Genomic DNA, 23,980 nt, shown 5'->3' with positions numbered 1-23,980 from the left:
GAGGCGGCCCTGTCATCGTGCCGCCTCGCGTAATAGGTTCATGTTTTTTCGTAGGGGCGATGCTTGCATCGCCCGCCGGGTAGAGCAAGGTCTACCCCTACGTCACCAGAGGCGAATTTCCGCTCCTGTATACTTATGCCCCGCCGTAGTCGCGTCAGCTCACCAGCTTATAGCCAATGCCCGGCACGGTCAGGACCAGATCGGGATCGCTGGGGTTCAGCTCGATCTTCTCGCGCAGGCGGCGGATGTTGACCGTCACCACCTGTTCGGTATCGGGCGACGTTTCACTGCCCCAGACGGCGTCGAGGATCTGCCCCCGGCTGAGCACCTGATTCGGATGCTGGGCCAGATAGGTCAGCAAGCGCAGCTCGGTCGGCGTGACGTTGATAATCTTGCCGCCGCGCATGACGTTGCCCCGCCGCCGGTCGATGACCAGATCGCCCGCGTAGAGCATGTCGCTGTCCACCACGGCCAGCTCGCCGTACGAGCGGCGAATCTGCGCCCGCACCCGCGACAACAATTCGCGCAGGCTGAAGGGCTTGGTCATATAATCGTCCGCGCCCATCTCCAGGCCGAGCACCTTATCGACCTCGTCCGAGTGCACGGTCAGAATAATCACAGGCTGGTGCACGCCTGACTGACGCATCTGGCGGCAAAAGTCGAAGCCGGAGCCATCCGGCAGGCGCACGTCCAGAATAATCAGGTGGGGATTGTGCTCGCAGGCATATTCAACCCCCTCCGTGCCGCGATCCTTCCAGTGGACGCGATACCCGTCGCGGATGAGGGCCGTTTGCAGGCTCCCGGCGATCCCCGGATCGTCCTCGATCAATAGAATGTGATACGTTGTCATGTCATATGCCTTTCGTGACCATCGCATGGAAGCCGCACGGTGAACTTCGTACCGCCGTCGTGCGTCTCTACCGCGATTTGCCCCCCGTGCTCAACTACAATTGCCTTCGTTATGACCAGCCCCAGGCCGTTGCCGGGATAGGCCGCCGTATTGCGTCCCCGGTGGAAGCGGCTGAACAGCCGGGGTAAATCTTCTTCGGGAATGCCGATGCCCGTATCACTCACGCGCAGTTCGGCGGCCCCTTCCACGTTTTCGACGTCCAGAGTCACCGTGCCGCCAGATGGCGTGAACTTCAGCGCGTTGTCGAGCAGGTTATCGAGGACGCGGATGATCTGGTGCTCGTCGGCCTGCACCACCAGCGGCGCGGCCTGGGGTGCATTCAGCACCATGCTGACGCCCGCCTGCTCCGCGCGGGAGGCGAAGCGCTCGATCATCTGCCGGGACAGCACGATCAGGTCCACGGGCAGGCGCACGCGCTCCGCATCGCGCGATTCCAACCGGGACAGGGTCAGCAGTCCCTGGGCCAAACCCTGCAGCCGGTCCAGCTCGGCCAGCGCGCGCTTGATGTCGCCCTGATACTCGATCGAGCCGTCCTCGGCGGCCAGCTCCAGGTTGGTGCGCAGCGCCGTGATGGGCGTGCTGATCTCGTGCGCGGCATCCGCGACGAACTGGCGTAGCGCCGTCACCGTCGTTTCGACGCGCTCGGCCATCGTATTAAAACCCTGCGCCAGCAGCCCGAACTCGTCACGGCGATCCAGCGCCACGCGCACCGAGAGATCGCCCTCGGCCATGTGACGCGTCGTGTCGGCCAGCAGCAGCACCGGCTGGCTGATGCGGCGGCTGACGATCCAGCCCGCAGCACCCGCCAGCAGCACGGCGATGCCGCCCGCGACCGCCGCCTTACCCGCCACGTCTTCGATGATCTCGCCGCCGAACGCCGGGCTTTCGGACAGTTCCACGTAGCCGATGATGACGCCGTTTTCGTTATGCAGGGTGAGCGTCGTGCGCAGATTGGTGCGATCCTGATCGGTCAGGATGCCCCACGCGAGGCGATCTATCGCTTCGGGCGGCATGTCGATCGGGTAGCGCTGCCCACCCTCGGCGGGCGTGCCCGCAGGCGTATCCAGCGAGAGGCCGCGCTCGATGCGCAGGAACGTCTCGTAGCCGTTGCCCTCGCCGGACTGCGGCTTCTCACCGGACTGCGGGCCGCGCACGTCAAAACTCAGCACGTTCTGTTCGGACGTTTCGCCCGAATCCGCGATCAACTGGCCGTCGGCATCCATGAACCGGACCCGCACATGCGACAGGAAGGAGTACACGTTGACAGCCGATTGGAACACATCGTTGTCCAACAGGTCCCGGTCGCCGTAAATCCGCTCGACGCTGCGTTTCATTTCCCGGGCGCTTGCCTCAAGGTAGCGCTTTTCGAGCGTGCTGTAGTGGCTGCGCAGCGTAAGCAGCAGCAGCCCGCTCAACGCCAACACGGCCAAGAGTGCAATGCCCGCGTAAGTTAGTGGAAGCTGCCACCCTATCGAGTTCGGATTTGCCAGTTTCCGCCGACGCCGTAGATATGCGATAGCCATCGCCGGTACTCCATCTCACCTTCGTGACGCTAAAACAGGGTTATCCACGATTCTAATGCCAAGTCCAATGGCAACCTGCTTAAGTGAAACCTTGAAAAGATTTAGCAAAAAAGAACCTCACCCCTGGCCCCTCTCCAATCTGATTGGAGAGGGGAAAAGGGGTCGGGGGTTAAGGGGTGAGGTAAACCTCAACCTCCTTATAAGCCAGATCTTTTCGAAAACCCGCTTAAGTGTATCGTTTGCTTCCAGAGCGCGTTATGAACGTATAGATCTCCCCTGCCGCCCACAAGCGGAGGAAAGAAGTTCGCTCCAGGAACCGTATATTTTGCGGCTGGTAGGGGCGTATGGCAATGCGCCCCTACCAAGCCGGTTATCCTGCTCCAAACGAATACTTTCCTTGCTACGGCACCGGCGTTTCGGTCGGCGGCTCGGTGGTGGCCGTCGCCGGGATTGCTGTCGCCGGAGCGGGCGTCGCCGTGACCACGATCACGGTCGGCTGCGAGTTGTTCGTATTCGAAGACGGCGCGCTGGTCGGCTCGTTCGTCGGCGTTGCGGTCGCGGACAGCGGCTTGTAGAAGGTCCACGGGCCACCCTCTTTACAGCTCACCTGCTGGTAGTACTGGTCCAGCGGGTAGACGTACCACGTATACGTGCCTTCCTGCGTCAGATAGTCGTTCAGATCGATCTGTTCGTTCTGGCGCAGCTCGACCGTGCGCTCGTAGATCGTGCCGTCGGGCCGGTAGATGCGGATCAGGCTGATAGGCGACTGCGGCCCGCGCCAGTTGAACGTCACGGTGCCGTCGGCGGGCACGCCCTGCGTGCCGTTGAAGGGCGTCAGCACTTCCCAGTCCACACACTCGACGGCAGGCAACACCGGCTGCGAATCGCCGGGGACGTGCAGCACCTGGCCCTCGACGATCACGTTCACGTCGTCCAGGCAGTTGGCCTCCGCAATATCTTCAGGCCAAACGCCGTACAGGTTGGCAATCGACGTAAGTGTATCGTTGAACTGCACGGTGTAGGTCAATTTCCAGTCGGCGCGGGTTTCACAGCCGGGCGTCGAGCTGGGCGTGGCCGTCTCAGCGCCGTGCAGGCCGGGGATCGAGATGTTGATATCGGTTGTGGGCACGACCGTCGGGCTGGGCACCGTCGAGGCGGTCGGCGTGACCGTCGCGGGCTCAAAGGTCGGCGGCGGCAGCAGCGTCGCGGCGACCGTGGGCGACTTCTGCGGGGTCGGGGTGGCCGTGTTCGCCTGGGTCGGCGTGGCGGACGGCGCATCGACGGTTTCCGTCGCGTCCGACTGGGCCAGCGACGTCTTGGCGTCCTCCGGCAGTCCGTAGTACGAGAACAACGCTCCCATCGCAAACGTCCCAAGGAGCATTACAACGATCATGAACTTTCCCGCAATTTTAGACATGCTCTTCCTCCCGCTGGGGCTGTTCCCCCTCTGGTTCTGCCACGCGCTGGATTACGATGCCATCTGATAAGTCATAAACGGTATCTACATAGTCCACGAGCATAGGGTCGTGAGTGACGATGACGAAGGTGGTATCCTGGGCGGCAGCGATGCCGCGAAAGAGGGACAGGATGCGCCGCGTCGTCGGCGTATCGATCCCGTTCGTCGGCTCGTCGGCCAGGATCAGCGGCGATTGCAGCGCGAGCGCACGCGCGATCGAGATGCGCTGGCGCTGGCCGCCGCTCAGTTCTTCCGGCATATGGTCGGCCCAGGCGCTGAGGCCCACGGCAGACAGGGCGGCCTTGATGCGCCGCCGCCGCTCGAACACGTTCAGGTGAGGGAGCCGCAGGGCGAGATCGATGTTTTCCTCTGCGGAATAGGTGGGCAGCAGTGTGGCGCCCTGGAAGATGAAGCCGATCTGTTTGCGGCGCAGGCGGGCGCGGCGGCCATCGTTCATGCGCAGCACGTCCTGGCCCAACACGTCGATGCTGCCGCCGTCGGGACGGTCCAGCGCACCGATGAGGTTGATCAGGGTCGTCTTGCCGCTGCCCGACGGGCCGTAGAGCGCGACAAGTTCGCCCACGTGCACATCCAGATTGACGCCGCGCAGCACTTTGAGATCGCCAAAGTGACGCTGCACGCCCCGCACTTTGATCGCCAGCTCGTCTTTCACTGGCGCACCTCCTCTTTGGCATGCCCGTTACGCCAGAAGCGCAGACCGCGCCGGTGGCCGTCCTTCTGGGGCAGGATGTCTTGCAGCACCGCGTCGGTATCGTCGGCGGCCTCGTGTTCGGGGCGGAGCAGCACGCCTTCGGGCCGGATCTCGACCGTGATGCGCGCCGCATCGTTCAGTTGGGAGCGCACGGCGACCGGCAGCCGGATGCGGCCCTCGCCATCGAGAGACGGTGCGGCCTCCTCCCCGGCCTCGGTCATATGCTGGCCGAGCGCACCATCGCGCAGGGTCAGCACGCGGTCGGCAAACGCGGCGACCTCCATGTCGTGCGTAACCATGAGGATCGTCAGGCCGTAACGCTGGCGCAGGTCCGCGATAAGCTGCATGACCTGGATGGCGCTGGCGTGATCGAGCGCACCGGTCAGCTCGTCGGCCAGCAGCAACTGCGGCTCGTTCGCCAGCGCGACCGCGATCGCCACGCGCTGCTGCTGACCGCCCGACAACTGCGCCGGGCGCTTGTGCGCGTGCTCGGCCATGCCAACCGCCGCGAGCAGTTCCTTCGCGCGGGTGCGCCGCTCGCGCCAGCCGGTCCCGGCGAGCATCATCGGAAGCATGACGTTGCGCAGGGCGGAGCGGTGCGGCAGCAGGTTGCGCCCGACCTGCTGCCACACGAACCCCACCAGCCGCAGACGGTATTCCGCAAGTTTCTGGCGCTTGAGGTCGATCAGGTTGATGTCGCCGACGGTCAGGCGCCCCGCCGTGGGCGTATCCAGCCCGCCGAGCAGGTTCAGCAGCGAGCTTTTGCCCGCGCCGCTCGGCCCGACAATCGCCACCATTTCGCCCTTCGCCATCGTGAAGTCGATCCCGCGCAGCGCCACGATCTCGTGATCGCCGACGGTGTACGCCTTGACGACGTTGGTGCAGTTGATGTACGGCTGTCCTGTTCCGTTACTCGCATTATTCGCCATGAGCGATTTACGTCCGTTTCGCTGCGATGTGTTCTGCATATCGTTCGTGTCTGCGCAGGGGCAATTCGTGAACTGCCCCTGCGAGGCGGGTGGATCATCGTCGAGACCTCACCCCCGGCCCCTCTCCAATCAAGTTGGAGAGGGGAGAAAAAGCGAGACCGGGGTTTGTAGGGGCGTATCGCAATACGCCCCTACGCCCATCCCCTAGGGCGCGACGACCACGTCACCTTCCTGCACGCCGCTGACAATCTCTACGCGGTCGTCGGTTTGCAGGCCGAGTTCCACGTCCACCGTTTGCGGGCCGTCCGCCGTTTGCAACACGACGAAGGTCCGGTTTTGGAAGGTGCGGATCACGCTCGGCGGCAGCCAGAGCACGTCCTCGCGCACTTCGAGCGGAATATCCACTTCGATCAACTGGTTATCCGCGACGCCTTCCAGTGACGCGGCAACGCGCGTCGTCTGGTCGGCATCGCTGCTGTTGAGCGGGATACGCCGCACCGCGCAGCCAACCGCCGTTGCTGGCTGGTTCATCACCTGGCATGTGCCGGTCATGCCGACGGCGAGGTTGTTCGCGTCGGTCAGGGCCAGGCTGGCGATCACTTCCTTTGGCTCCGGCAGGCCGATCACGATCACGGTCGAGTACGCCTGCACGGAATCGCCGGTGGCGATGTTGACCTGAAGCACCACGCCATCGATGGGCGCGTAGAGCGAGGCGTTGGCGATGTCTTCGTTGATCTGGTCGATGTTCAACTGGGCGGAGCGCACGCTTTCGTCGCTGACGCCCGCCGAGGCGTCGGCAATCGCGCGCTCAAGGGCCAACTCCGCCTGAAGGACAGCGTTTTCCTGCTGTTCGAGTTGGATTTCGTAGTTACTGTAGCTCTGTGCCGCCGACGAGTAGCTGATCTGCGCGCTGTCAAGCTGCTGCTGCGCGCTCTGGACCTGCTGGTAGGCGCTGTCAGCCGACGAGGCCGGATTTTCAGGGTGACTGAGGGCTTCGAGGTACGAGCGGTTGGCGTCGTCCAGGCTGCGCTGAGCCGATTCCAACTGGAGCTTGGCCGACGCGACGCTGGTCCACGGGCTGCTGTTTTTCTGGCTTTCCAGCGACAGCCGGGCGTTCGCCAGCGAGATTTGCGCGTTCTCGACACTTTCGACGCTGCCCGTTTCGCTGGTGTCGATGTTCGACAGGGCCGATTCCAGATTCAACTGCGCGCTGGCAAGCTGGTTTTCCAGGTCGGAGGTGTCGTAGTCGGCCAGCAGATCGCCCGCGCTGACGGCGTCCCCGGCGCGGACGTTCACCTGCCGGATCGTGCCGCTGGTCGGGAAGGACAGCGACAGCTGGTCGCGCGCCTGCCAGCGCCCGGTGAAGGTGAACACGTCCTCGACCGTGCCGCGCTCCACGGTATACGTGGGCCGGGCCGACAGCGCCGCCGTGGGCACGGGCGTCGAAGTCGCCGCCGCCGATCCCGCGCTGCCCTCTTCGGATTGATCCCCGGAGGAGCACGCCGCGGCCAGCAGCGCGACGATCAGGAGCGCAAACAGCGTCGTGTGATATCGTACTTTCATCCTTGAAGCCCCCATGTTGCTCACGTTAGCCATCGTTATGCATCACCTAACTTCACCAGTGTCGAAACACGCTGGCGGCTGAGCAGCACCGTCGTCGCCACCGAGACGCCAAACAGCATCGCGGCGAACAGCGAATAAACCAGCGTGATATCGTCCCACGCCACGCGCACCAGATAGGGCGGCAGACCGCCGCTGAAGTCCAGCAGCGGCAGGAACAACAGCGTGCTCGCCATCCCGATCGCCGTGCCGCCCGCGATGCCTCCCAGCGCCGCGATGCCCTGCGACGACATGAGATAGGTTCCGACCGCGCCCCCGCCCAGGCCCATCGCGCGCAGCGATCCCAACTGGACCGCCTGCGTGCGGAAGGAGGCGGTGCTCTGGATCACGCTGCCAACCAGGGTCAGGAAAATGGCCGAGACAAACCCCACCGACAGGAAGCCGAGCACACCGCGCCGCGTCGGATCGGTCTGCGCTTCGTAGATCAGCTCGTCGGGGTTCTGCCATTCGAGCACGGGGTAGCCCATTTCCTTGACCTCGGCCAGCACTGCCGCGTCGTCCGCGCCCGGCTCCAGTCGCAGCCAGACATCGTGCGGCAGCTCCGTGCCCACCAGCTCCATGATCGGGTCGATGTTGGTGATGGCGAAAAAGCCGTCGCGCGGATCGAGCGTGGGAAAGTAATCGATCACGCCGATGATCGGCACGGTGGTGCTGTACTGCGCGCCGAGCGCGGTGATCTGCATCGTAATCTCCTGCCCGACGGTCAGGTTGTACTGTTTCGCCGTGGCGGCATTGATCAGGATGCCGTTGCGCTGGCCTGCCAGCTCGTTGAGCAGATCGGCCAGCGGCATGGAGCCGTAGTCGTCGCGGAAGTAGGCGACAGAGGCCATCGACTCGCGGTCGATGCCGAGCACCGTGCCGGTCACGCGCTGGTTGGACAGCACGATCTGCGAGTCGAAACGCCCCACGCGCGATTCGGCATAAACGCCGGGGATTTGCAGCAGGTTGCTGGCGGGCAGCGTGTTATAACCGACCACGGTCAGGGTCGTGCCGCTGTCGGACGAGTCGCCCTCTTCGGTCTGGGCTTCGCTGGCAACCACCAGCACGCGATCCGCGCCGACCTGATAGTCGATCACGTCCTTCAGGCTGCGGTCGAGCGTGCTCGCCATCGACGCCGTGAACCCGATCAGGCTCAGGGTGAAACAGGTCATCAGCAGCGTGCCGCGATAGCGCCCGATGGAGCGCGTCAGCTCGCGCAGAGCCATCAGCAGCGCAATGTTGCTGGTCAGTTCGAGCACGCGCGCGCCGATGCGCAGCAGGAAGGGATACACGCGCAGGAACAGCAGCGTGAGGCCCAGCGAAAACAGCGTCGGCGCGAGGAAGACCATCGGATCGCTGAACGGATTTTCCGCGCTGGCGGTCAGGCCGCCCTTGGAACTGAGGGTGTAGTACACGTATCCGGCGGGGACGAGCAGGATCACGTCCAGATACACGCGCTGCCACCACGCCTTGTTGCCGCGCGCCTGCGAGCGCTTGAACTGGTTGATCGACTGCCCCGTCGTGCGCCACGCCATGTACAGACCGGTGCTAGCCGCCAACACGCCTGTCAGCCCGCCCGCCAACATCGCCTGCTGCGTGAAGACCACGTCGAGCGGGGGCGTATCGGCGTCGAAGGACAGGAACGACGAGGTGCGCCCGATCAACTGCACCAGCGGCGGCGAGATCGCCATGCCGACCGCCAGCGCGATCCCGGCCAGGATGACCCACATCAGCGCGTGCAGGCCGAGCAGCTTACGGCGACCCATGCCGCGACTGGTGAGCGTCACGTCTTCCTGCTGCTGGCTGCCGACCAGCATCCCGGCCAGCATCGTGACGAAGTAAAGGATCATGCCCGCGACAGGCAGCACGATAATGACCAACTGCTGCGTGAGCTGATCGACCTTCTCGCTGAACGTCTCAAGGCCATCCGTGGGCGAGAGGTCCATGCGGATGCCGGGCAGCACGGCCAGCAGCCGCCGCTCGCCCTCAACGATGCCGTCCAGCAGGCCCGCCACGTCGGACGTGCGCAGGGCGCTGCCGTCGAAAGTAATGTGCCAGTCGGCTTCTTCGACCGGGGACGCGATGCCATCCACCGCCGTCCACAGGTCGTCACGATCCATCAAAAACACGGTGTTAAAAAACTTGGGCGTCAGAATCCACGAGGGATCATCGCTGTTGTACGGGGCCCACAGCGCGACCACTTCCATCGTCACCGGGCCGGACGCGCCGGACTTGGTTGCGGTGAACACGTCGCCCACCTGCAACCCGGTCTGGTACAGAAGCTCCTGCGAGGCCAGCACGGGGATCGCGCCTTCGGTCTTCGGCTCGGACGGCCATTCACCGGAAATGATATTGATCTGGTCGTCGGCGCCGTCGAGCGTGCCGAGCGTATAGGCTCCGAACGCCACCGGCGTATCGCCCTGGCGCGTGACATTCCAGTTCCCGGCGCTGATGAAGGACACTTCGCGCTGGACGGGCAGTGCAATCGCGTCCACGAAGCGATCTTCAACCCCCGCCGTGACTTGATCGACTTGATCGGGCGTGATCGTGCCTTCCCAGCTTCCCAGGTAGCGGAAGCGGAACGCATAGGGCGGATCGCTCAGGTTATCCGTCAGAAGGTCTGTGTTCACCGCATCGACGTACAGGGTGAGGCTCAGGGCCAGCGTCGTCGCCGCCGAGAGGCCCACCAGCGTCCAGAAGACCAGGACGCGATGCTGCCACAGGCGTTCTGCGGCAAACAAGACAGGATCGATGAATCGATGCATAGGGTTTACATCCGTTAAGGCGGTTGGCGGCGGGGCGATCTGTGGATCGCCCCGCCGTGCGTGAATGCGACGCCAGGCTTAGTTGCCGCCGAGGGTGAAAGTCGGGTCGGCGCTCATGGCGCAGGTGGTGATCTGCTCGAACATGCCGCCGCCGGGCTGATCGGTCGTCGTGATGGTGTCGGGCGTATAGCTCGCCACGCAGTCCAGATACGCCTGGGTGATCGTCTGGGCGTCTTCAAGCTCCGCCTGGAGATCGGCCCCCGCGAGGTAGTTATCGAACGCCTTGAACAGCCAGTAGGACTGGAACATGCTCGTGACGCTGCCGCGCCCCTCGGTGAAGGTCGGGAAGACGATGGTGTTCGGGTTGTTCAGGATCGTGTTGACCTGCTGGTAGAGCGCGGCCAGCGTCGCCGCGTCCATCTCGCCCGTGTAGGTGCTCAACTGCGACTGGCGCGCCGGGATGCCGGAGAACAGGTCGGATGCGCCGGACACCGCGCTCAAGAAGCGGTACGTCGCGTCGGGGTTCTGGGCCGTGGCGCTGATGTAGCCGGTCGTGATCTCGTAAGAGATGGTGCTGTACTGCGTGCCCTGCGGGTACGTGGTGTAGGCCTCGGTGTTTTCGCGGTCAGAGCCGCCCGGTCCGCGCCCGCCGCCGAAGTTGAAGCGGTTGAGCGTCGTGGTGGAGATCGCCGGGTTGTCGGACATGTCGAAGCTCAGCGACGCCACCGTCTGCGACAGGGAGCTGTAGCCGATGTAGCCCTGGTTGACCAGATCGAGCACCTGCTGGACGGCGGTGATCGTGGCCGGGTCGGTGAAATTGAGCGTGGCCGGATCGGTGCGGTAGTCTATGGGCAGCCCGCCGTAGGCCGCGATCAGCATCAGCAGGTAGGAGCCGCTGGGATCGTTGGGCTGGAAGGGCGTCAGGGCGTTGTCATACTGATTGAGCGTGCGCAGTGCGTCCACGAAGACGTCAATCGACCAGCCACTCGTCGGCTCCGGCACGCCCGCCAGCGCGAACTGCTGGGTATCGTACTGGAGAAGCTGGGGCGAGATCGCCAGCGGCAGCGCCCAGGTCATGTTGTCTTGCTGGACCTGCGAGAGCGTATTGCCGATCACGTCGTTGCGGTCGAAGCTGGGATCGTTGTCCATCAGCGGGTCGAGATTGAGCAGCATACTGACGTCGCTGCCGGTCACCGCGTTCGAGGACAGGATGAAGCAGTCATAGGTCGAGGCCAGCTCGGTCAGGTCGGTGGTATTGACCGAGGTCAGGTTGACCTGCCCGATATCGGGATCGGACGCGGTGAAGTTGGCGATGAGCTGATCCCACTGATCCTGATTGGCGAGGTCGCCGCCACCGCCGGGGCGACCACCGCTAAAACCGGTGTTCACGGCGCAGTTCAACACGATCTTGCCGGGCGCGAGCGTCGGCTCGGGCGTGGGCGCGACCACGTACAGGGAGTCCGTGCCGTAGCGCGCGACCGCCGTTTGCAGGTCGCTGACGGCCTGCGCTTCGGTGGTTTGCAGCGCCGAGGCCGCGTCGAGGCCGCTGCTGCTCATCTGGTCCACCGCCGAGGTCACGTAGTCCATGTAACGCAGTTCGGAAGCCGGGAGCGCGGAGGTAAGGCCCTGATCGACCACGGGCTGAATCGCGTCGGGGATGGTGCGGCTGCCGCCGAACCCGCCGGGGCCACCCTGCCCGCCCTGGGCGTTGCCGGTCGTCTGGGTGGCGTCGGCGTTCATGAGGCTGTAGCGCGCGGCGGAACCGCTGAACTGGTTGCTCGCCAGCGACGCCTGCGTGCTGAGGTAAGCGGCCAGCGCGTAGGCCAGCTCAGGATTCTGCGAGCCCGCGCTGACGGCGAAGCCCTGCACGGTCAGGCCCGCGACACCACCGGGCAGCAGCACCACCGCCGTGGTGGAGTCTTCCGCCTCCTCGCCCGGCCTGAAGCCGCGCTCGGTATAACCGTTGATGCCGGAAACAGTCATCGGCACGTTGGAGCCGGACAAGCCGCCACCCCCGCCGCCAGCGCTGCCCTGAACCACGCCATCCTGCACCATCTGGTTCCAGGTATCGAGGATGTATTGCAAGTCCGAGTTCGCCGAAAAGCTCGGAGAAGCCGGGATCACCGACGAATCGTAAACGCCCGATCCCAGCAGCGCGCGCAGGAAGACGCTGAGGTTATTCCCGCCGGAAAACGTAGAGAGGCCGACCGTATCGACCGCGCCGTCGGCATCGTACAGCGTCAACTGGCGGGCAGCGTTGGCAAAATCGTCGATGGTCCAACTGCTGGTCGGGTACGACACGCCCGCCGCATCGAAGGCCGCCGTGTCGTAGGTCAGCAAAATCACATCGACCGACAGGGGAATGGCCCACATGCCGTTGTCCCACTGGAACGACTGCCACGCCGCCGGGACAAAATCGGACGAGTCCATCGACGGGTCGGCGCTGACCAGCGGCGAGAGGTCGAGATAGTAGCCCGCCGCCGTGGTGAACGGCGTCAGGTCGCTGGAGCTGACGTAGAGCACGTCCGCTGCCATGATACTTTCTTCGGTCGAATCGAGCGTATCGTCAATGGCCGACGCGCCGCCGGGGCCGCCGCCGAAAAAGGCCGTGTCGGTGTAGGTCACGGCCACGTCCACGCCGTACTGCGACTCAAACGAAGCCAGCATGTCGTCGGTGAGCGTGTCTTCCCAGATCGACGGCGCGCTGAGCACCAGGGTCGCGCCGCTTTCCGCACGGACGCGAGAAACGGATGCCGGAACAAACGCCGTCACAACCAGGACGGCGGTAATAACAAGCCCTAAAGTAGTAGTGATACGACGTCTCGAAAACACGGAATAGCCTCCTCAGCCTGATTGGAACTTTGACTATCATGGAGGCAAAGCATGTCATAGCGGTTACGTTTGCATTACAGTTCCGAAACCTGCTCTTATGCGGTGGTTTGGGAGGATCTTGGAGGCAAAAAAGCGCCCCATGGAGCGAATTGGGGCTGATTCAAAAGTGCACAATAGAAAAGGGTATTATTTGTGAAATTCTGCCAGCGCGTCCGCAGAGGGCTTTCAAAGGATGGTGCGCGAGGAGGCCCTTCAATGAAGATATAGTCAAAATGACTATGACGACGGGCAGTTAACCCGTCTATGATTTAAGAATTCCAGAATTTCCCACAAGGGGCCCACAGCGCAGCGCCATTCATGCGACTGCCAGTTCAGGGGCCCGACCCGATTCACTAACGCACGACCACACTGCAATCTGAGCGTATCAGGCCGCCGTCCCATCCGAAGGGTTGGAGCGGCGCAATCGTAAACACTCAACGCACAAAACGACAGTTTATCCCCTCCTGGTACGACCATCGCTCCGTCGGGCCAGAGGGCCGTAGATGATCGGGAGACGAAACAATGAGCCAGAGATACCCGCCAAACCAGGGCCTTTACAACAGTGAATATGAGCGTGATGCCTGCGGAATTGGATTCGTCGCCAACATCAGGGGAGTGAAGTCACACGAGATCCTGGAGCGGGGTCTCGACGTTCTGGAGCGAATGACGCATCGCGGGGCGGAAAGCGCCGACAACAAAACCGGCGACGGCGCGGGCGTGCTGCTGCAAATTCCGCACGAGTTTTACCAGTCGCAGATCGCGGGGCTGCCCGACGCGGGACAGTACGGCATGGGCGTGGTGTTTCTCCCGCGCGATGCCGACGAGATGGCGTCGTGTATGAGCCTCTTCGAGGGCGTGGTCGAGCGCGAAGGCATGCGCCTGATCGCGTGGCGCGACGTGCCCGTGAACAGCGACGTGTTGGGCAACATCGCACGCGGCTCCGAGCCGGTCGTGAAGCAGGTCTTCGTGACGACCGGGCCGCAGCAAGGGCAAGAGCAACTCGAGCGACAACTGTACGTCGTGCGCAAGCAAGCCGAGTCCACCATCCGCAACGCCCCCCTGAAAAACGCCCTCCAATTTTACATTACCAACCTGTCCACGCGGACGGTGATCTACAAAGGGATGCTGATGCCCGCCCAGGTTCGGGACTATTACCCCGAGCTGAGCGACGAGCGCATGCACACCGCGATCGCGCTGGTGCACTCGCGCTTCAGCACGAACACCTTCCCCACCTGGGACCTGGCGCAGCCGTTCCGTATGCTGGGGCACAACGGCGAGATCAACACGATCAAGGGCAACCGCTTCTGGATCGAGGCGCGCGAGTCCAGCCTCGAATCGCCGCTGTTTGGCGACGACATCAAGAAGCTGCTGCCGATCATCGAGCCGGGCAAGAGCGACTCGGCGTCGTTCGACAATGTGCTGGAACTGCTGGTCCAGGGCGGACGGTCTTTGCCACACGCACTGATGATGATGATCCCCGAATCGTTCAACCACCTGAACCCGATCTCGGAGGATCTGAAGTATTTCTACGAATATCACTCGGCGTTCATGGAGCCGTGGGACGGCCCGGCGTCGATGGTGTTTTGTGACGGGCGGCTGGTCGGCGGCACACTCGACCGCAACGGCCTGCGCCCCTCGCGCTACGTGGTCACCAAAGACAACATGATCGTGATGGCGTCGGAAGTGGGCGTGCAGGTCTTCGAGCCGGAGCGCATCGCCTACAAGGGCCGCCTGATGCCCGGCAAGCTGCTGCTGGTCGATACCGAGGAAGGGCGCATCATCCCCGATTCGGAGATCAAGGAGCGCATCAGCCACCAGCAGCCGTACCGCGAATGGGTGCAGGACAAGCGCATCACGTTCATCAGCGTGCCGCTGACCGAACCGGTGCAGATCGGGATGCCCGCCGACCGCCTGCATACGATGCAGCTTGCCTTCGGCTATAACAAAGAGGACATCGAAAACGTCCTGCTGCCGATGCTCGACGCACACCAGGAGCCAACCGGCTCGATGGGCACGGATACGCCGCTGGCGGTCTTTTCGGACCGGCCCCAACGCCTGTTCAACTACTTCAAGCAGACGTTCGCGCAGGTCACCAACCCGCCCATCGACCCGATCCGCGAGCAGCTGGTCATGACGCTGACCAGCTACATCGGCAAGGAAAGCAATTTACTGACCGAGACGCCCGAACACTGCCACATGATCCAGTTCAAGCGTCCGATCTTCTCGAACATGGACATCTTCAAGCTGCGGCACTGGGACAACCCCGACTTCAAGGTGGGCACGATTAACACCACCTTCCCGGTCAGCGACGGCCCCGCCGGGCTGGAAGCCGCCATGCACCGCGTGCGCGAAGAAGCCGAGCGCATGGTCGACGAAGCGTACGACTTCATCATCCTGTCGGATCGCGGCACGGACGAAAACAACGCGCCGATCCCGTCGCTGCTGGCCTGCGCGGGCGTGCAGCACCACCTGATCCGCGTGCAGAAGCGCACGCAGTGCGCGCTGATTATCGAGACGGCGGAAGCCCGCGAGGTGATGCACTTCGCGCTGCTGTTCGGCTATGGTGCGAGCGCAGTCAACCCGTACGGCGCGCTGGCGATCATCCATGACCTGCACAAGTCGGGACGGCTGCCGCACGCCAAAAATTACCTGGAAGCCGAAAATACCTACATCGACGCCATCGACAAGGGCCTATTGAAAGTGCTCTCGAAGCTGGGCATCTCGACGCTGCGCAGCTATCACGGCGCGCAGACCTTCGAGGCGATCGGACTCAGCAAGGCGATGGTGAACGACTACTTCACCGGAACCGAATCGCGCATCGACGGCATCGGGCTGGAGGAGATCGCGCAGGAAACGCTGATGCAGCACCGCGTCGCGTACGTCGAGCGGCCTACGCTGCTGCCGACCGAAGGCATTTACCAGTGGCGCAAGAACGGCGAAAAACACGCCTGGAATCCCGAAGCGATCCACCTGCTGCAGTGGGCCGTGCGCGACAACGATTACGAGAAGTACAAGAAATTCGCGTCGCACGTCAACGAGTTCAACCGGCGGCCTCACGTTTTGCGCGGGCTGTTCGACTTCAAGGCGCAGACGCCGATCCCGCTGGACGAGGTGGAGCCGGTCGAAAACATCCTCAAGCGCATGACGACCGGCGCAATGTCGTTCGGATCGCTGGGCAAGGACGTGCACGAAACGATCGCCATCGCCATGAACACCATCGGCGGGCGCAGCAATTCGGGTGAAGGCGGCGAGGAGCCGGAGCGCTTCAAGCGCCGCCCGGATGGCACCTGGGCGCGCAGCGCGATCAAACAAATCGCGTCGGCACGGTTCGGCGTCACCAGCAACTACCTCGTCAACGCCGACGAGCTGCAAATCAAGATCGCGCAGGGCGCGAAGCCCGGCGAGGGCGGCCAGCTTCCCGGCCACAAGGTCGATCAGATCATCGCGCGGACGCGGCACGCCACACCCGGCGTCACACTGATCTCGCCGCCGCCACACCACGACATCTACTCGATCGAAGACCTCGCCCAACTGATCTTCGACCTGAAAAACGCCAACCCCTACGCGCGCATCAGCGTCAAGCTGGTGTCGGAAGCGGGCGTGGGCACGATTGCCGCCGGGGTCGCCAAGGCGCACGCGGACAACATCGTGATCAGCGGCTACGACGGCGGGACCGGAGCCAGCCCGATCAGCTCGATCAAACACGCCGGGCTGCCGTTCGAGCTGGGCATTTCCGAGACGCACCAGACGCTCGTGATGAACGGGCTGCGCGGGCGCGTCAAGCTGCAAACCGACGGCCAGATGAAGACCGGGCGCGATATCGTGCTGGCGGCGATCCTCGGCGCGGAGGAATTCGCGTTCGGGACCGGATCGCTGATCGCGCTGGGCTGCGTGATGATGCGCAAGTGCCACCTGAACACCTGCCCGGTGGGCGTGGCGACGCAAGATCCGCAGCTGCGCGAGAAGTTCACCGGCAGGCCGGAACACCTGATCAGCTACTTCACGTTCATGGCGCAGGACGTGCGCGAAATCATGGCGCAGTTGGGCATCCGCCGCTTCGATGACCTGATCGGGCGGACGGATCTGCTGGCGGCGCGCGAAGTCGATCACTGGAAGGCGCGCAAGGTCAACCCGATGGCGATCCTGTACCGCCCGGCGGAAGCCGACCGCACCGCGACGTGTTGCGTCGAAAGCCAGGTGCACAAGATCGACAAGGTGCTGGATCGCCAACTGATCGAGCTGGCGAAACCGGCGCTGGAACGCTGCGAGCCAGTCAGCATCGAGATGGCGATCACGAACTCGGATCGCACGGTGGGCACGATGCTTTCCGGCGAAGTCTCGCGGCGCTACGGCGAAGACGGCCTGCCCGGCAATACGATCAACATCACGTTCAACGGCAGCGCGGGCCAGAGCTTCGGCGCGTTCCTGGCGCACGGCGTCACGCTGCGGCTGAACGGCGACGCCAACGACTACTTCGGCAAGGGGCTTTCGGGCGGGCGGCTGATCGTCGTGCCGCCGGAAGGCAGCACCTTCGCCGCCGAGGAAAACATCATCATCGGGAACACGGTGCTGTACGGCGCAACCGGCGGTGAAACCTTCGTGCGCGGCATCGCGGGCGAACGGTTCGCCGTGCGCAACAGCGGCGCGATCGCCGTCGTGGAAGGCACGGGAGATCACTGCGCCGAATACATGACGGGCGGGCGCATCATCGTGCTGGGCAAGGTCGGGCGCAACTTCGCGGCGGGCATGAGCGGCGGCATCGCTTACGTGCTGAACGTAGACGGCAACTTCGCCTACTTCTGCAACCGCTCGATGGTCGATCTGGCCCCGGCGCTGGAATACGACGATCAGGAGTTCATCCGCGAGTGGCTGGGTAAACACGTCGAATACACGGGCAGCCCGGTCGCGCAGATCATCCTCGATCGCTGGCACGAATATCTGCCCAAGTTCATCAAGGTCGTTCCGTTCGAGTATGGCCGCATCTTGCAGGAGCAGAAGCTGCGCGAGATGGACCAGCTCCTCGACTTCATCCGCGAAGAAGAACACTTGGAGGTCCCGTACTAAAATGACCAATCCAAGAGGATTTATTCAGATCGAGCGCATCGAAAACCGCTATCGCCCGGTGCGCGAGCGCGTCCTGGACTACGAAGAGGTCGAAACGCAGCTTCCCCAGGACATGCGCCGCTATCAGGCCGAGCGCTGCATGGACTGCGGCGTGCCGTTCTGCCACTCCAACTGCCCGGTGGGCAGCCTGATCCCGGAATGGCAGGACAAGGTCCAGCGCGGTGACTGGAAGGGCGCTTACGATATCCTCCAGCACACGAACAACTTCCCCGAATTCACCGGGCGGCTGTGCCCCGCCCCGTGCGAACACGGCTGCGTGCTGGGCATCAACGACGACCCGGTGACCATCCGCGAGAACGAGCTGGCGGTGATCGAAAACGCGTTCGCGCAGGGCTACGTCCGCGCGACCCCGCCCCAGCACCGCACCGGCAAAAAGGTCGCGGTGATCGGCAGCGGCCCGGCGGGCATGGCCTGCGCGGACACGCTCAACAAGGCCGGGCATACTGTGACGCTGTTCGAGGCGTCGGACAAAGTGGGCGGCTACCTGCGTTACGGCGTGCCGGACTTCAAGCTGAGCAAAAAGGTGATCGACCGCCGCGTGGACCTCATGCGCGAAGAAGGGCTGATCATCAAGACCGGCGTGCGCGTGGGGCAGGACATTGCGGCGGACGCGCTGCTGGACGAGTTCGACGCGGTGTTCATCACCATCGGCGCGCGCCAACCGGCCGGTCCCCGGGCGCGAGCTGGACGGCATTCACTACGCGATGGAATTTTTGGAGCAGCAGAACCGCACCGTCAGCGGCGAGATGGTGCCGGAAGACGACCGGATCAGCGCGAAGGGCAAACACGTCATCGTGCTGGGCGGCGGCGACACCGGCTCGGACTGCATCGGCACGGCCAACCGCCAGGGGGCGAAGGACATCACGCAGGTCGAGATTCTGCCGCCCTACCCGGCGACCCGCGCCCCGCACGAGCCGTGGCCGATCTTCCCCCGGCTGTACAAGGTCACCAGCTCGCACGAAGAAGGTTGCGAGCGGCTGTTCAACGTGGTGACCAAAGCGTTCATCCCCGGCAAGAGCGGACGCCGCGTCAAGCGGCTGGCATGCGCGCGGGTGGAATGGACGCGCAACAACGGGCGCTACGAAATGACGGAAGTCCCCGGCTCTGAGTTCGAGCTAAAAGCCGACCTCGTGCTGCTGGCGCTGGGCTTCGTGCACGTCGAGCCGGGCGGCATGATCGACCAGCTCGGAGTCGACCTGGACGCACGCGGGAACATCACCATCGACGAGCAGTATCGCACCAACGTAGACGGCGTGTTCGCGGCGGGCGACTCGCATCGCGGCGCGTCGCTGGTCGTGTGGGCGATTCAGGAAGGGCGCGAAGCCGCCGCCGCGATCCAGACCTACCTGGACCAACAGGCGTAGACGCCGGGCGCTGCGATTGCCCCGGACCGCAGCGCCCGCGCAGTAGCACAGCACGCCCGCCCGCAGTCATTCCGGCGGGCGTGCTGCATTTCGCGCCAGATGCGCTTCAATTTCGACGAAACTGCGGTGTTCTCCCGTGCGCAGGCACGTTATACTTTTACCGTACCCATACCGCAACAACACAGTGAGGTGATTCATGAAACCTGCCAGCACCGTCTCGATCCTGGGAGCCGGAGCGATGGGCGCAGCCTATGCCAGCCGTTTTTACGCGATGGACCCGACATGCGTCTCCGTGGTGGCTCAAGGCGAGCGTTATAACCGGCTCCAGCGCGACGGGCTGATCGTCAACGACGAGCACTACGCCATCCCGGTGCTGACGCCGGAAGATACGACCCCGCCGTCCGATCTGGTGATCGTCGCGCTCAAGCACCGCGATCTGGCCGCCAGTCTGGAGATGCTGCGCAACCGGGTGGGCGACAACACCGTGATCGTCTCGGTCATGAACGGCCTGGACAGCGAGGGGATCATCCGCTCCCGGTTTGGCGACAAGGTGCTGTATGCGATCTCGGTGGGCATCGACGCGCAGCGCCAGGGGAACGTCATCAACTACAGCAAGATCGGCAAGATCGTTTTTGGTGAACCCGATAACACGGTCCTCTCCGATCGGGTCCGGCGCGTGCAGGAACTCTTCGACCGCGCGTCCGTCCCCTACGATACGCCCGTCGATATGATCCGCCAGATGTGGTGGAAGTTCATGATCAACGTGGGCATCAACCAGGCATCCGCCGTGCTGCGCGCGCCCTACGGCGTGTTCCACACGTCGCAGCACGCGCAGGCGATCATGGAAGCGGCCATGCGCGAGGTCATCGCCATCGCGCAGGCGTCCGGCGTCAACATGAACGACGATGACCTGAACAACTGGTATCCGGTGATGCGCTCGCTGCATCCCCAGGGCCGCACGTCGATGCTGCAAGACATCGAGGCCGGGCGCGAGACAGAAGTGGATATCTTCGCGGGCAAGGTCGTGGCGGTGGGGCTTCAGGTGGGCGTGCCAACGCCGGTCAACGAGCTGCTGCTGCACGCGATCAAAGTCATCGAGCAGTGCCCGCAGTAACAAACGCCTTTGCAGGCCGATCACACTGAATAAGTGAACTCCGGTTTTCCTGAGGGCCAGCCCTATCACCGGGGATTACCGGAGGCTTATCTCTGCACAAATTTCAGACAAAATTGTGAGGAACGTCCTCTTCACTTTTCGCCTGGAGTCCCGTATCCTCTTCAAGGATGCGCACATCAAGCCAGGCATTGAGACCTCACTATGACAACCGTGGAATCAGAGACTCTGTTTGCTCCTGCTGAACGTGTACGACTGGAACTCCTCAACCGGCAAACGGCTTATTTTCAGTCCAACAACCTGCTCGCGCCGCTGCTTGATGCAGTTCCCAATGTGTTCGTCATCCTCAACCGCCAACGCCAAATCGTCTACGCCAACCGCGCGCTCATCCGGTGGGTGGAAGCCAACGGGCCGGAAACGCTGCTCGGGCTGCGCCCCGGCGAAGCGCTGGACTGCGTGCATGCCTTCGAGGAAGGCAACGGCTGCGGCACGACCGAGTTCTGCCGGACTTGCGGGGCAGTGCAGGCCATCCTGACCAGCCTGTCGGGCAAAGAAACGGTGGAGGAATGCCGCATCACGCGGAACGACGGCACGTCGCTCGATCTGCGCGTGTGGGCCGCGCCGTTCTACTGGAGCCACGACATCTTTTCGCTGTTCGCGGTGCAGGATGTCAGCAACGAAAAACGGCGCGAGGCGTTAGAGCGCATCTTTTTCCACGACGTCCTGAACACGGCCAGCGCGCTCGTCGGCTTCACGGACCTGCTGGCCGACGAGCAGGGATCGGAGCTGCGCGACGTCGACGTGAAGGGCGTGGTATTCGAACTGGCGCAGCAGATCGTCGACCAGATCCAGGCCCAGCGGCAGCTTGCCGCCGCCGAACGCGGCGACCTGAACCCGGTGTGGGTTCCCGTGGATCCGCTGGACCTGCTGGAAAGCACGCGGCGAGCGTACGTCGAATCGATGATCGCGCGCAACCGCGAGATCGTGATTGTGGCGAGCAAAACCACCCCCCACTTCACCAGCGACCGGGGCCTGCTCGACCGCGTGATCGGGAACATGCTCAAAAACGCGCTCGAAGCGTGCAGCCCCGGCCAGAGGGTTACGCTGTCCTGCTACGCCGACGCGCGCCGGATCACGTTCTCCGTGCACAACCCCAACGTCATGTCGCGCGAGGTCCAGCTTCAGGTGTTCCAGCGCTCTTTTTCCACGAAAGGCGCGGGGCGCGGTCTGGGCACATACAGCATGCGGCTGCTCACCGAACAATACCTGCACGGCGAGATCCGGTTCATCACGTCACCGGACAGCGGCACGACGTTTTACGCCACTTACCCACTCGCGCCTACGCAAGACCGGTAAGACCGCGATCAAAAAGCGGACGGAGCAGTGCTGCCGCGTCCGCTTGTCTGTCTCTGTGCTGCGGGACGTCTTGCACGCCGCACCAGCAGCTTATTCCTGCACGACACCCTTCTTCAGGATGATATTCGCGTAGAGCGCCGTCTCGCTGGACGTCAGGATCGCATACGCGGTTTTGGCGCGCTCGTAAAACGCGAAGCGCTCGATGTACTCGAAGTCGGTGAAGGGTTCGTACTTCTGGATAATCGACCGGTACTCGTCCCAGATCACCGGTTTGTAGTCGTGGCCGGGCACGACAGCCATCAGCCCTACGGGATGCCCCACGAACGTATCGAGCGGGAAGAAGCGCATGATCGCGTCCAGCAGGGCGGGTACGCTGTTGCCGTCGCTGCGCACGAGGCGCTGCGCCATGCTCGCGCCGGGGAAATTCCCGTCGCCAATCACCAGCTCGTCGCCGTGGCCCATTTCCATCAGAACTTTGAGCAGCTCGGGCGATAAAATGCTCGGAACACCTTTTAGCATAATGAAGTCTCCTTAAAATCCGGTCAATGCCAAAGCACCTCACCCCCGGCCCGGTCTTCGTCGGGAAAATGGCAGGTGACGGTGTAGAGGCGGGTCAAAGACCCGCCCCCTGTATTTTACGCCAGCAGTTCCTCTTCGCGCTCGCGGAAGTAACGCGCGGTTTGCAGCACCATGTCGTCGAGCGTCTTTTTATCCGGCTTGCCGTACATCGCCGGATAGGGCGCGCCGCCCGGCCCCAGTGGTTCCGGCGTGCAGTAATGCCCGGCCTGGTTGAAGCCGATCACGTACAGCGCCATGATGATCGTGTCCAGGTCCATCGCGCCCCAGCCGAGCGCGAGGCGGTTGCTGTCGGCCAGATGCAGGTTGATCAACTGCTCGCCCGCGTTCACCAGCGCCTCACCGATGTGCGACTCCTCGACCTGCATGTGGTAGATGTCGGCATTGATGTGCTGCACGCCGGGGTGATCGACCGCTTCGATGTACGCCTTCGCATCGGCCACGCTGCGCACGAGGCTGACTTCCGCCGAGCGGATCGGCTCGATGGCCGCCTTGACGTTGTGCTGCGTGAACAGATCCGCCACGGAACGCAGCGTCGCGGCGCTGCGCTCGAATTCCACGTCGTCGTACTTGTCGGGGCGGCCCACCGCACCCGGCACGACCAGGATATACGAGCCGCCGACCGCCGCCGTAAAGGGCACTTCGCGCTTGAGGTAATCGATCGCGGCCTGACGCTGAATGGCGCGGTTGCTCGACAGGTCGTTGTCGTTGCCGAACATGCCGCATACGCCCGCCACGGTGATGCCGTGATCGCCCAGAACTTTCAGCGTTTCATCGACCTTGTAGCCCAGGTCCGGCCCGTAGTGGTTGCCGTGCAGCTCGATGTAGCGGATGCCCGCCTTCTCCAGCCGCGCCGCCGATTCCTCCAGCGACTCGATGCCAAAGCCCCAGTTGCTCCACGACAGGTTCAGGCGCTGCTGCAAGCGCTCCGGGTGCTCCTGCTTGAGCGTCTGAAAAGCGGTTCTGATTTTTTCGTTCTTCACTTCAAAATTCTGAGGTTTCATGATGGCTCTTTTTCCTTCGCAATGCGTGTCTAAGTGTCAGAGGGCGGCCCCAAAAGCACGTCCCCGGAGGGCAGCGTGCCGGGCGAAACCGCCGGTTCGCCTCTTGAGGTGAACCCAATCCGCCGATATGAAACGTTTCACAAGCCCAATAAACGATTGGCCCGATCACTGGAGCGATCCGGCTGCTTAAAGGGTAATCCCATCTACCTCACCCTGTCAATTGACGCACACAAAACGCCGTACGAGCAAATTTAGGCGTCTCAAAGTTCGCACTTAACAGCCTTTGCAAATCAGGTTCTCAGGCGTAGGAACCGGGCTTTCATACCGGGGCCTAGATTTATCTCATATCTATCTGAGAAAATAACCTTATTCAGCTTACCGGATCTCTCCCGGCAAAATACCTCTCCTTTTATCGAGTATCGTGGTGAACAGTAGGCTATGAACGACAACATGCATCGCACTCCCCTCACTTACGCACCGCTCCTGCTCGTCGTCCTGATCGCGCTGGGGCTTTTGGGCGCAGCCGTGCCGCGCACCGCCGCCCAGACGCCGGGCGTCTGGGAAACCGCCGACGCGATCCGCAGCGCCGCGCAGGACGCGCAAACCGCGCTGTATGCCGCGGCCCGCGCCGACGATCCCGCCGAGGCCTATGCCGACGCCGCCGCGCAGATCGAATCCGC

General features: G+C 63.3%; 14 protein-coding genes and 1 pseudogene. 5 read left to right on the top strand and 10 right to left on the bottom strand.

Annotated elements, in window-relative coordinates:
• Positions 1-154: 154 nt before the first annotated feature.
• The 8 genes from V7116_RS02620 to V7116_RS02585 all read right to left on the bottom strand — a co-directional run bounded on the left by V7116_RS02620 (position 155) and on the right by V7116_RS02585 (position 12,726).
• Positions 155-850: a response regulator transcription factor gene (locus V7116_RS02620; protein ID WP_324390126.1), complete on the bottom strand. Its 696-nt coding sequence runs from the start codon at positions 848-850 to the stop codon at positions 155-157.
• Entirely contained in the window at positions 847-2,433 is a 1,587-nt protein-coding gene (locus V7116_RS02615; protein ID WP_324390124.1) for a sensor histidine kinase, read from the bottom strand. Before V7116_RS02615 ends, V7116_RS02620 begins: the two co-directional genes overlap by 4 nt.
• Before the next feature lie 400 nt (positions 2,434-2,833).
• The gene (locus tag V7116_RS02610) at positions 2,834-3,850 is read right to left on the bottom strand and encodes a LysM peptidoglycan-binding domain-containing protein (protein ID WP_324390122.1); all 1,017 of its coding nucleotides are present in this window, start codon (positions 3,848-3,850) and stop codon (positions 2,834-2,836) included.
• Positions 3,843-4,562, bottom strand: a complete 720-nt coding sequence (locus V7116_RS02605) for an ABC transporter ATP-binding protein (RefSeq protein WP_324390119.1) — start codon at positions 4,560-4,562, stop codon at positions 3,843-3,845. The genes V7116_RS02610 and V7116_RS02605 overlap by 8 nt, the downstream gene beginning before the upstream one ends.
• Complete coding sequence (locus V7116_RS02600) at positions 4,559-5,530, bottom strand: ABC transporter ATP-binding protein (protein ID WP_324390117.1); 972 nt, start codon at positions 5,528-5,530, stop codon at positions 4,559-4,561. Before V7116_RS02600 ends, V7116_RS02605 begins: the two co-directional genes overlap by 4 nt.
• A 204-nt stretch (positions 5,531-5,734) precedes the next feature.
• Entirely contained in the window at positions 5,735-7,093 is a 1,359-nt protein-coding gene (locus V7116_RS02595; RefSeq protein WP_324390115.1) for an efflux RND transporter periplasmic adaptor subunit, read from the bottom strand.
• Positions 7,094-7,128: 35 nt separating this feature from the next.
• Positions 7,129-9,894, bottom strand: a complete 2,766-nt coding sequence (locus tag V7116_RS02590) for an ABC transporter permease (RefSeq protein ID WP_324390113.1) — start codon at positions 9,892-9,894, stop codon at positions 7,129-7,131.
• A gap of 78 nt (positions 9,895-9,972) precedes the next feature.
• On the bottom strand, positions 9,973-12,726 hold the full coding sequence (locus V7116_RS02585; RefSeq protein ID WP_324390111.1) for an ABC transporter substrate-binding protein: 2,754 nt from the start codon (positions 12,724-12,726) through the stop codon (positions 9,973-9,975).
• Positions 12,727-13,287: 561 nt separating this feature from the next.
• On the opposite strand from V7116_RS02585, the gene gltB reads away from it, so the two are divergent.
• From gltB to V7116_RS02560, 4 genes and pseudogenes are all read left to right on the top strand, one after another.
• Positions 13,288-17,829, top strand: coding sequence for a glutamate synthase large subunit (gltB, locus tag V7116_RS02580; protein ID WP_324390109.1), 4,542 nt, complete (start codon positions 13,288-13,290; stop codon positions 17,827-17,829).
• Between the two features lies 1 nt (position 17,830).
• Positions 17,831-19,253 (top strand): annotated as a pseudogene (locus V7116_RS25710) (glutamate synthase subunit beta).
• 196 nt (positions 19,254-19,449) lie between these two features.
• Complete coding sequence (locus tag V7116_RS02565; RefSeq protein WP_324390105.1) at positions 19,450-20,367, top strand: ketopantoate reductase family protein; 918 nt, start codon at positions 19,450-19,452, stop codon at positions 20,365-20,367.
• Positions 20,368-20,568: 201 nt separating this feature from the next.
• Positions 20,569-21,720 (top strand): sensor histidine kinase, encoded by a 1,152-nt coding sequence (locus tag V7116_RS02560; RefSeq protein WP_324390103.1) that lies wholly within the window; start codon positions 20,569-20,571, stop codon positions 21,718-21,720.
• Positions 21,721-21,810: 90 nt separating this feature from the next.
• Here the strand turns inward: V7116_RS02560 and V7116_RS02555 are convergent, their stop codons facing one another.
• Both V7116_RS02555 and V7116_RS02550 read right to left on the bottom strand, forming a co-directional pair.
• Positions 21,811-22,239, bottom strand: coding sequence for an RbsD/FucU family protein (locus tag V7116_RS02555; RefSeq protein ID WP_324390101.1), 429 nt, complete (start codon positions 22,237-22,239; stop codon positions 21,811-21,813).
• A 116-nt stretch (positions 22,240-22,355) separates the two neighbouring features.
• The gene (locus V7116_RS02550; RefSeq protein WP_324390099.1) at positions 22,356-23,300 is read right to left on the bottom strand and encodes a sugar phosphate isomerase/epimerase family protein; all 945 of its coding nucleotides are present in this window, start codon (positions 23,298-23,300) and stop codon (positions 22,356-22,358) included.
• Positions 23,301-23,750: 450 nt separating this feature from the next.
• Between V7116_RS02550 and V7116_RS02545 the strand changes: the two genes are divergently transcribed.
• Positions 23,751-23,980, top strand: a 230-nt coding sequence (locus V7116_RS02545; RefSeq protein WP_324390097.1) for a hypothetical protein, incomplete at its 3' end; no start/stop codon positions are given.

This window comes from Aggregatilinea sp., from assembly GCF_036822615.1.
Taxonomy (GTDB): Bacteria; Chloroflexota; Anaerolineae; order Aggregatilineales; family Aggregatilineaceae; genus Aggregatilinea.
Note: the sequence above shows the minus strand (reverse complement) of the source record. Positions and strands in the feature narration are given on the sequence as shown.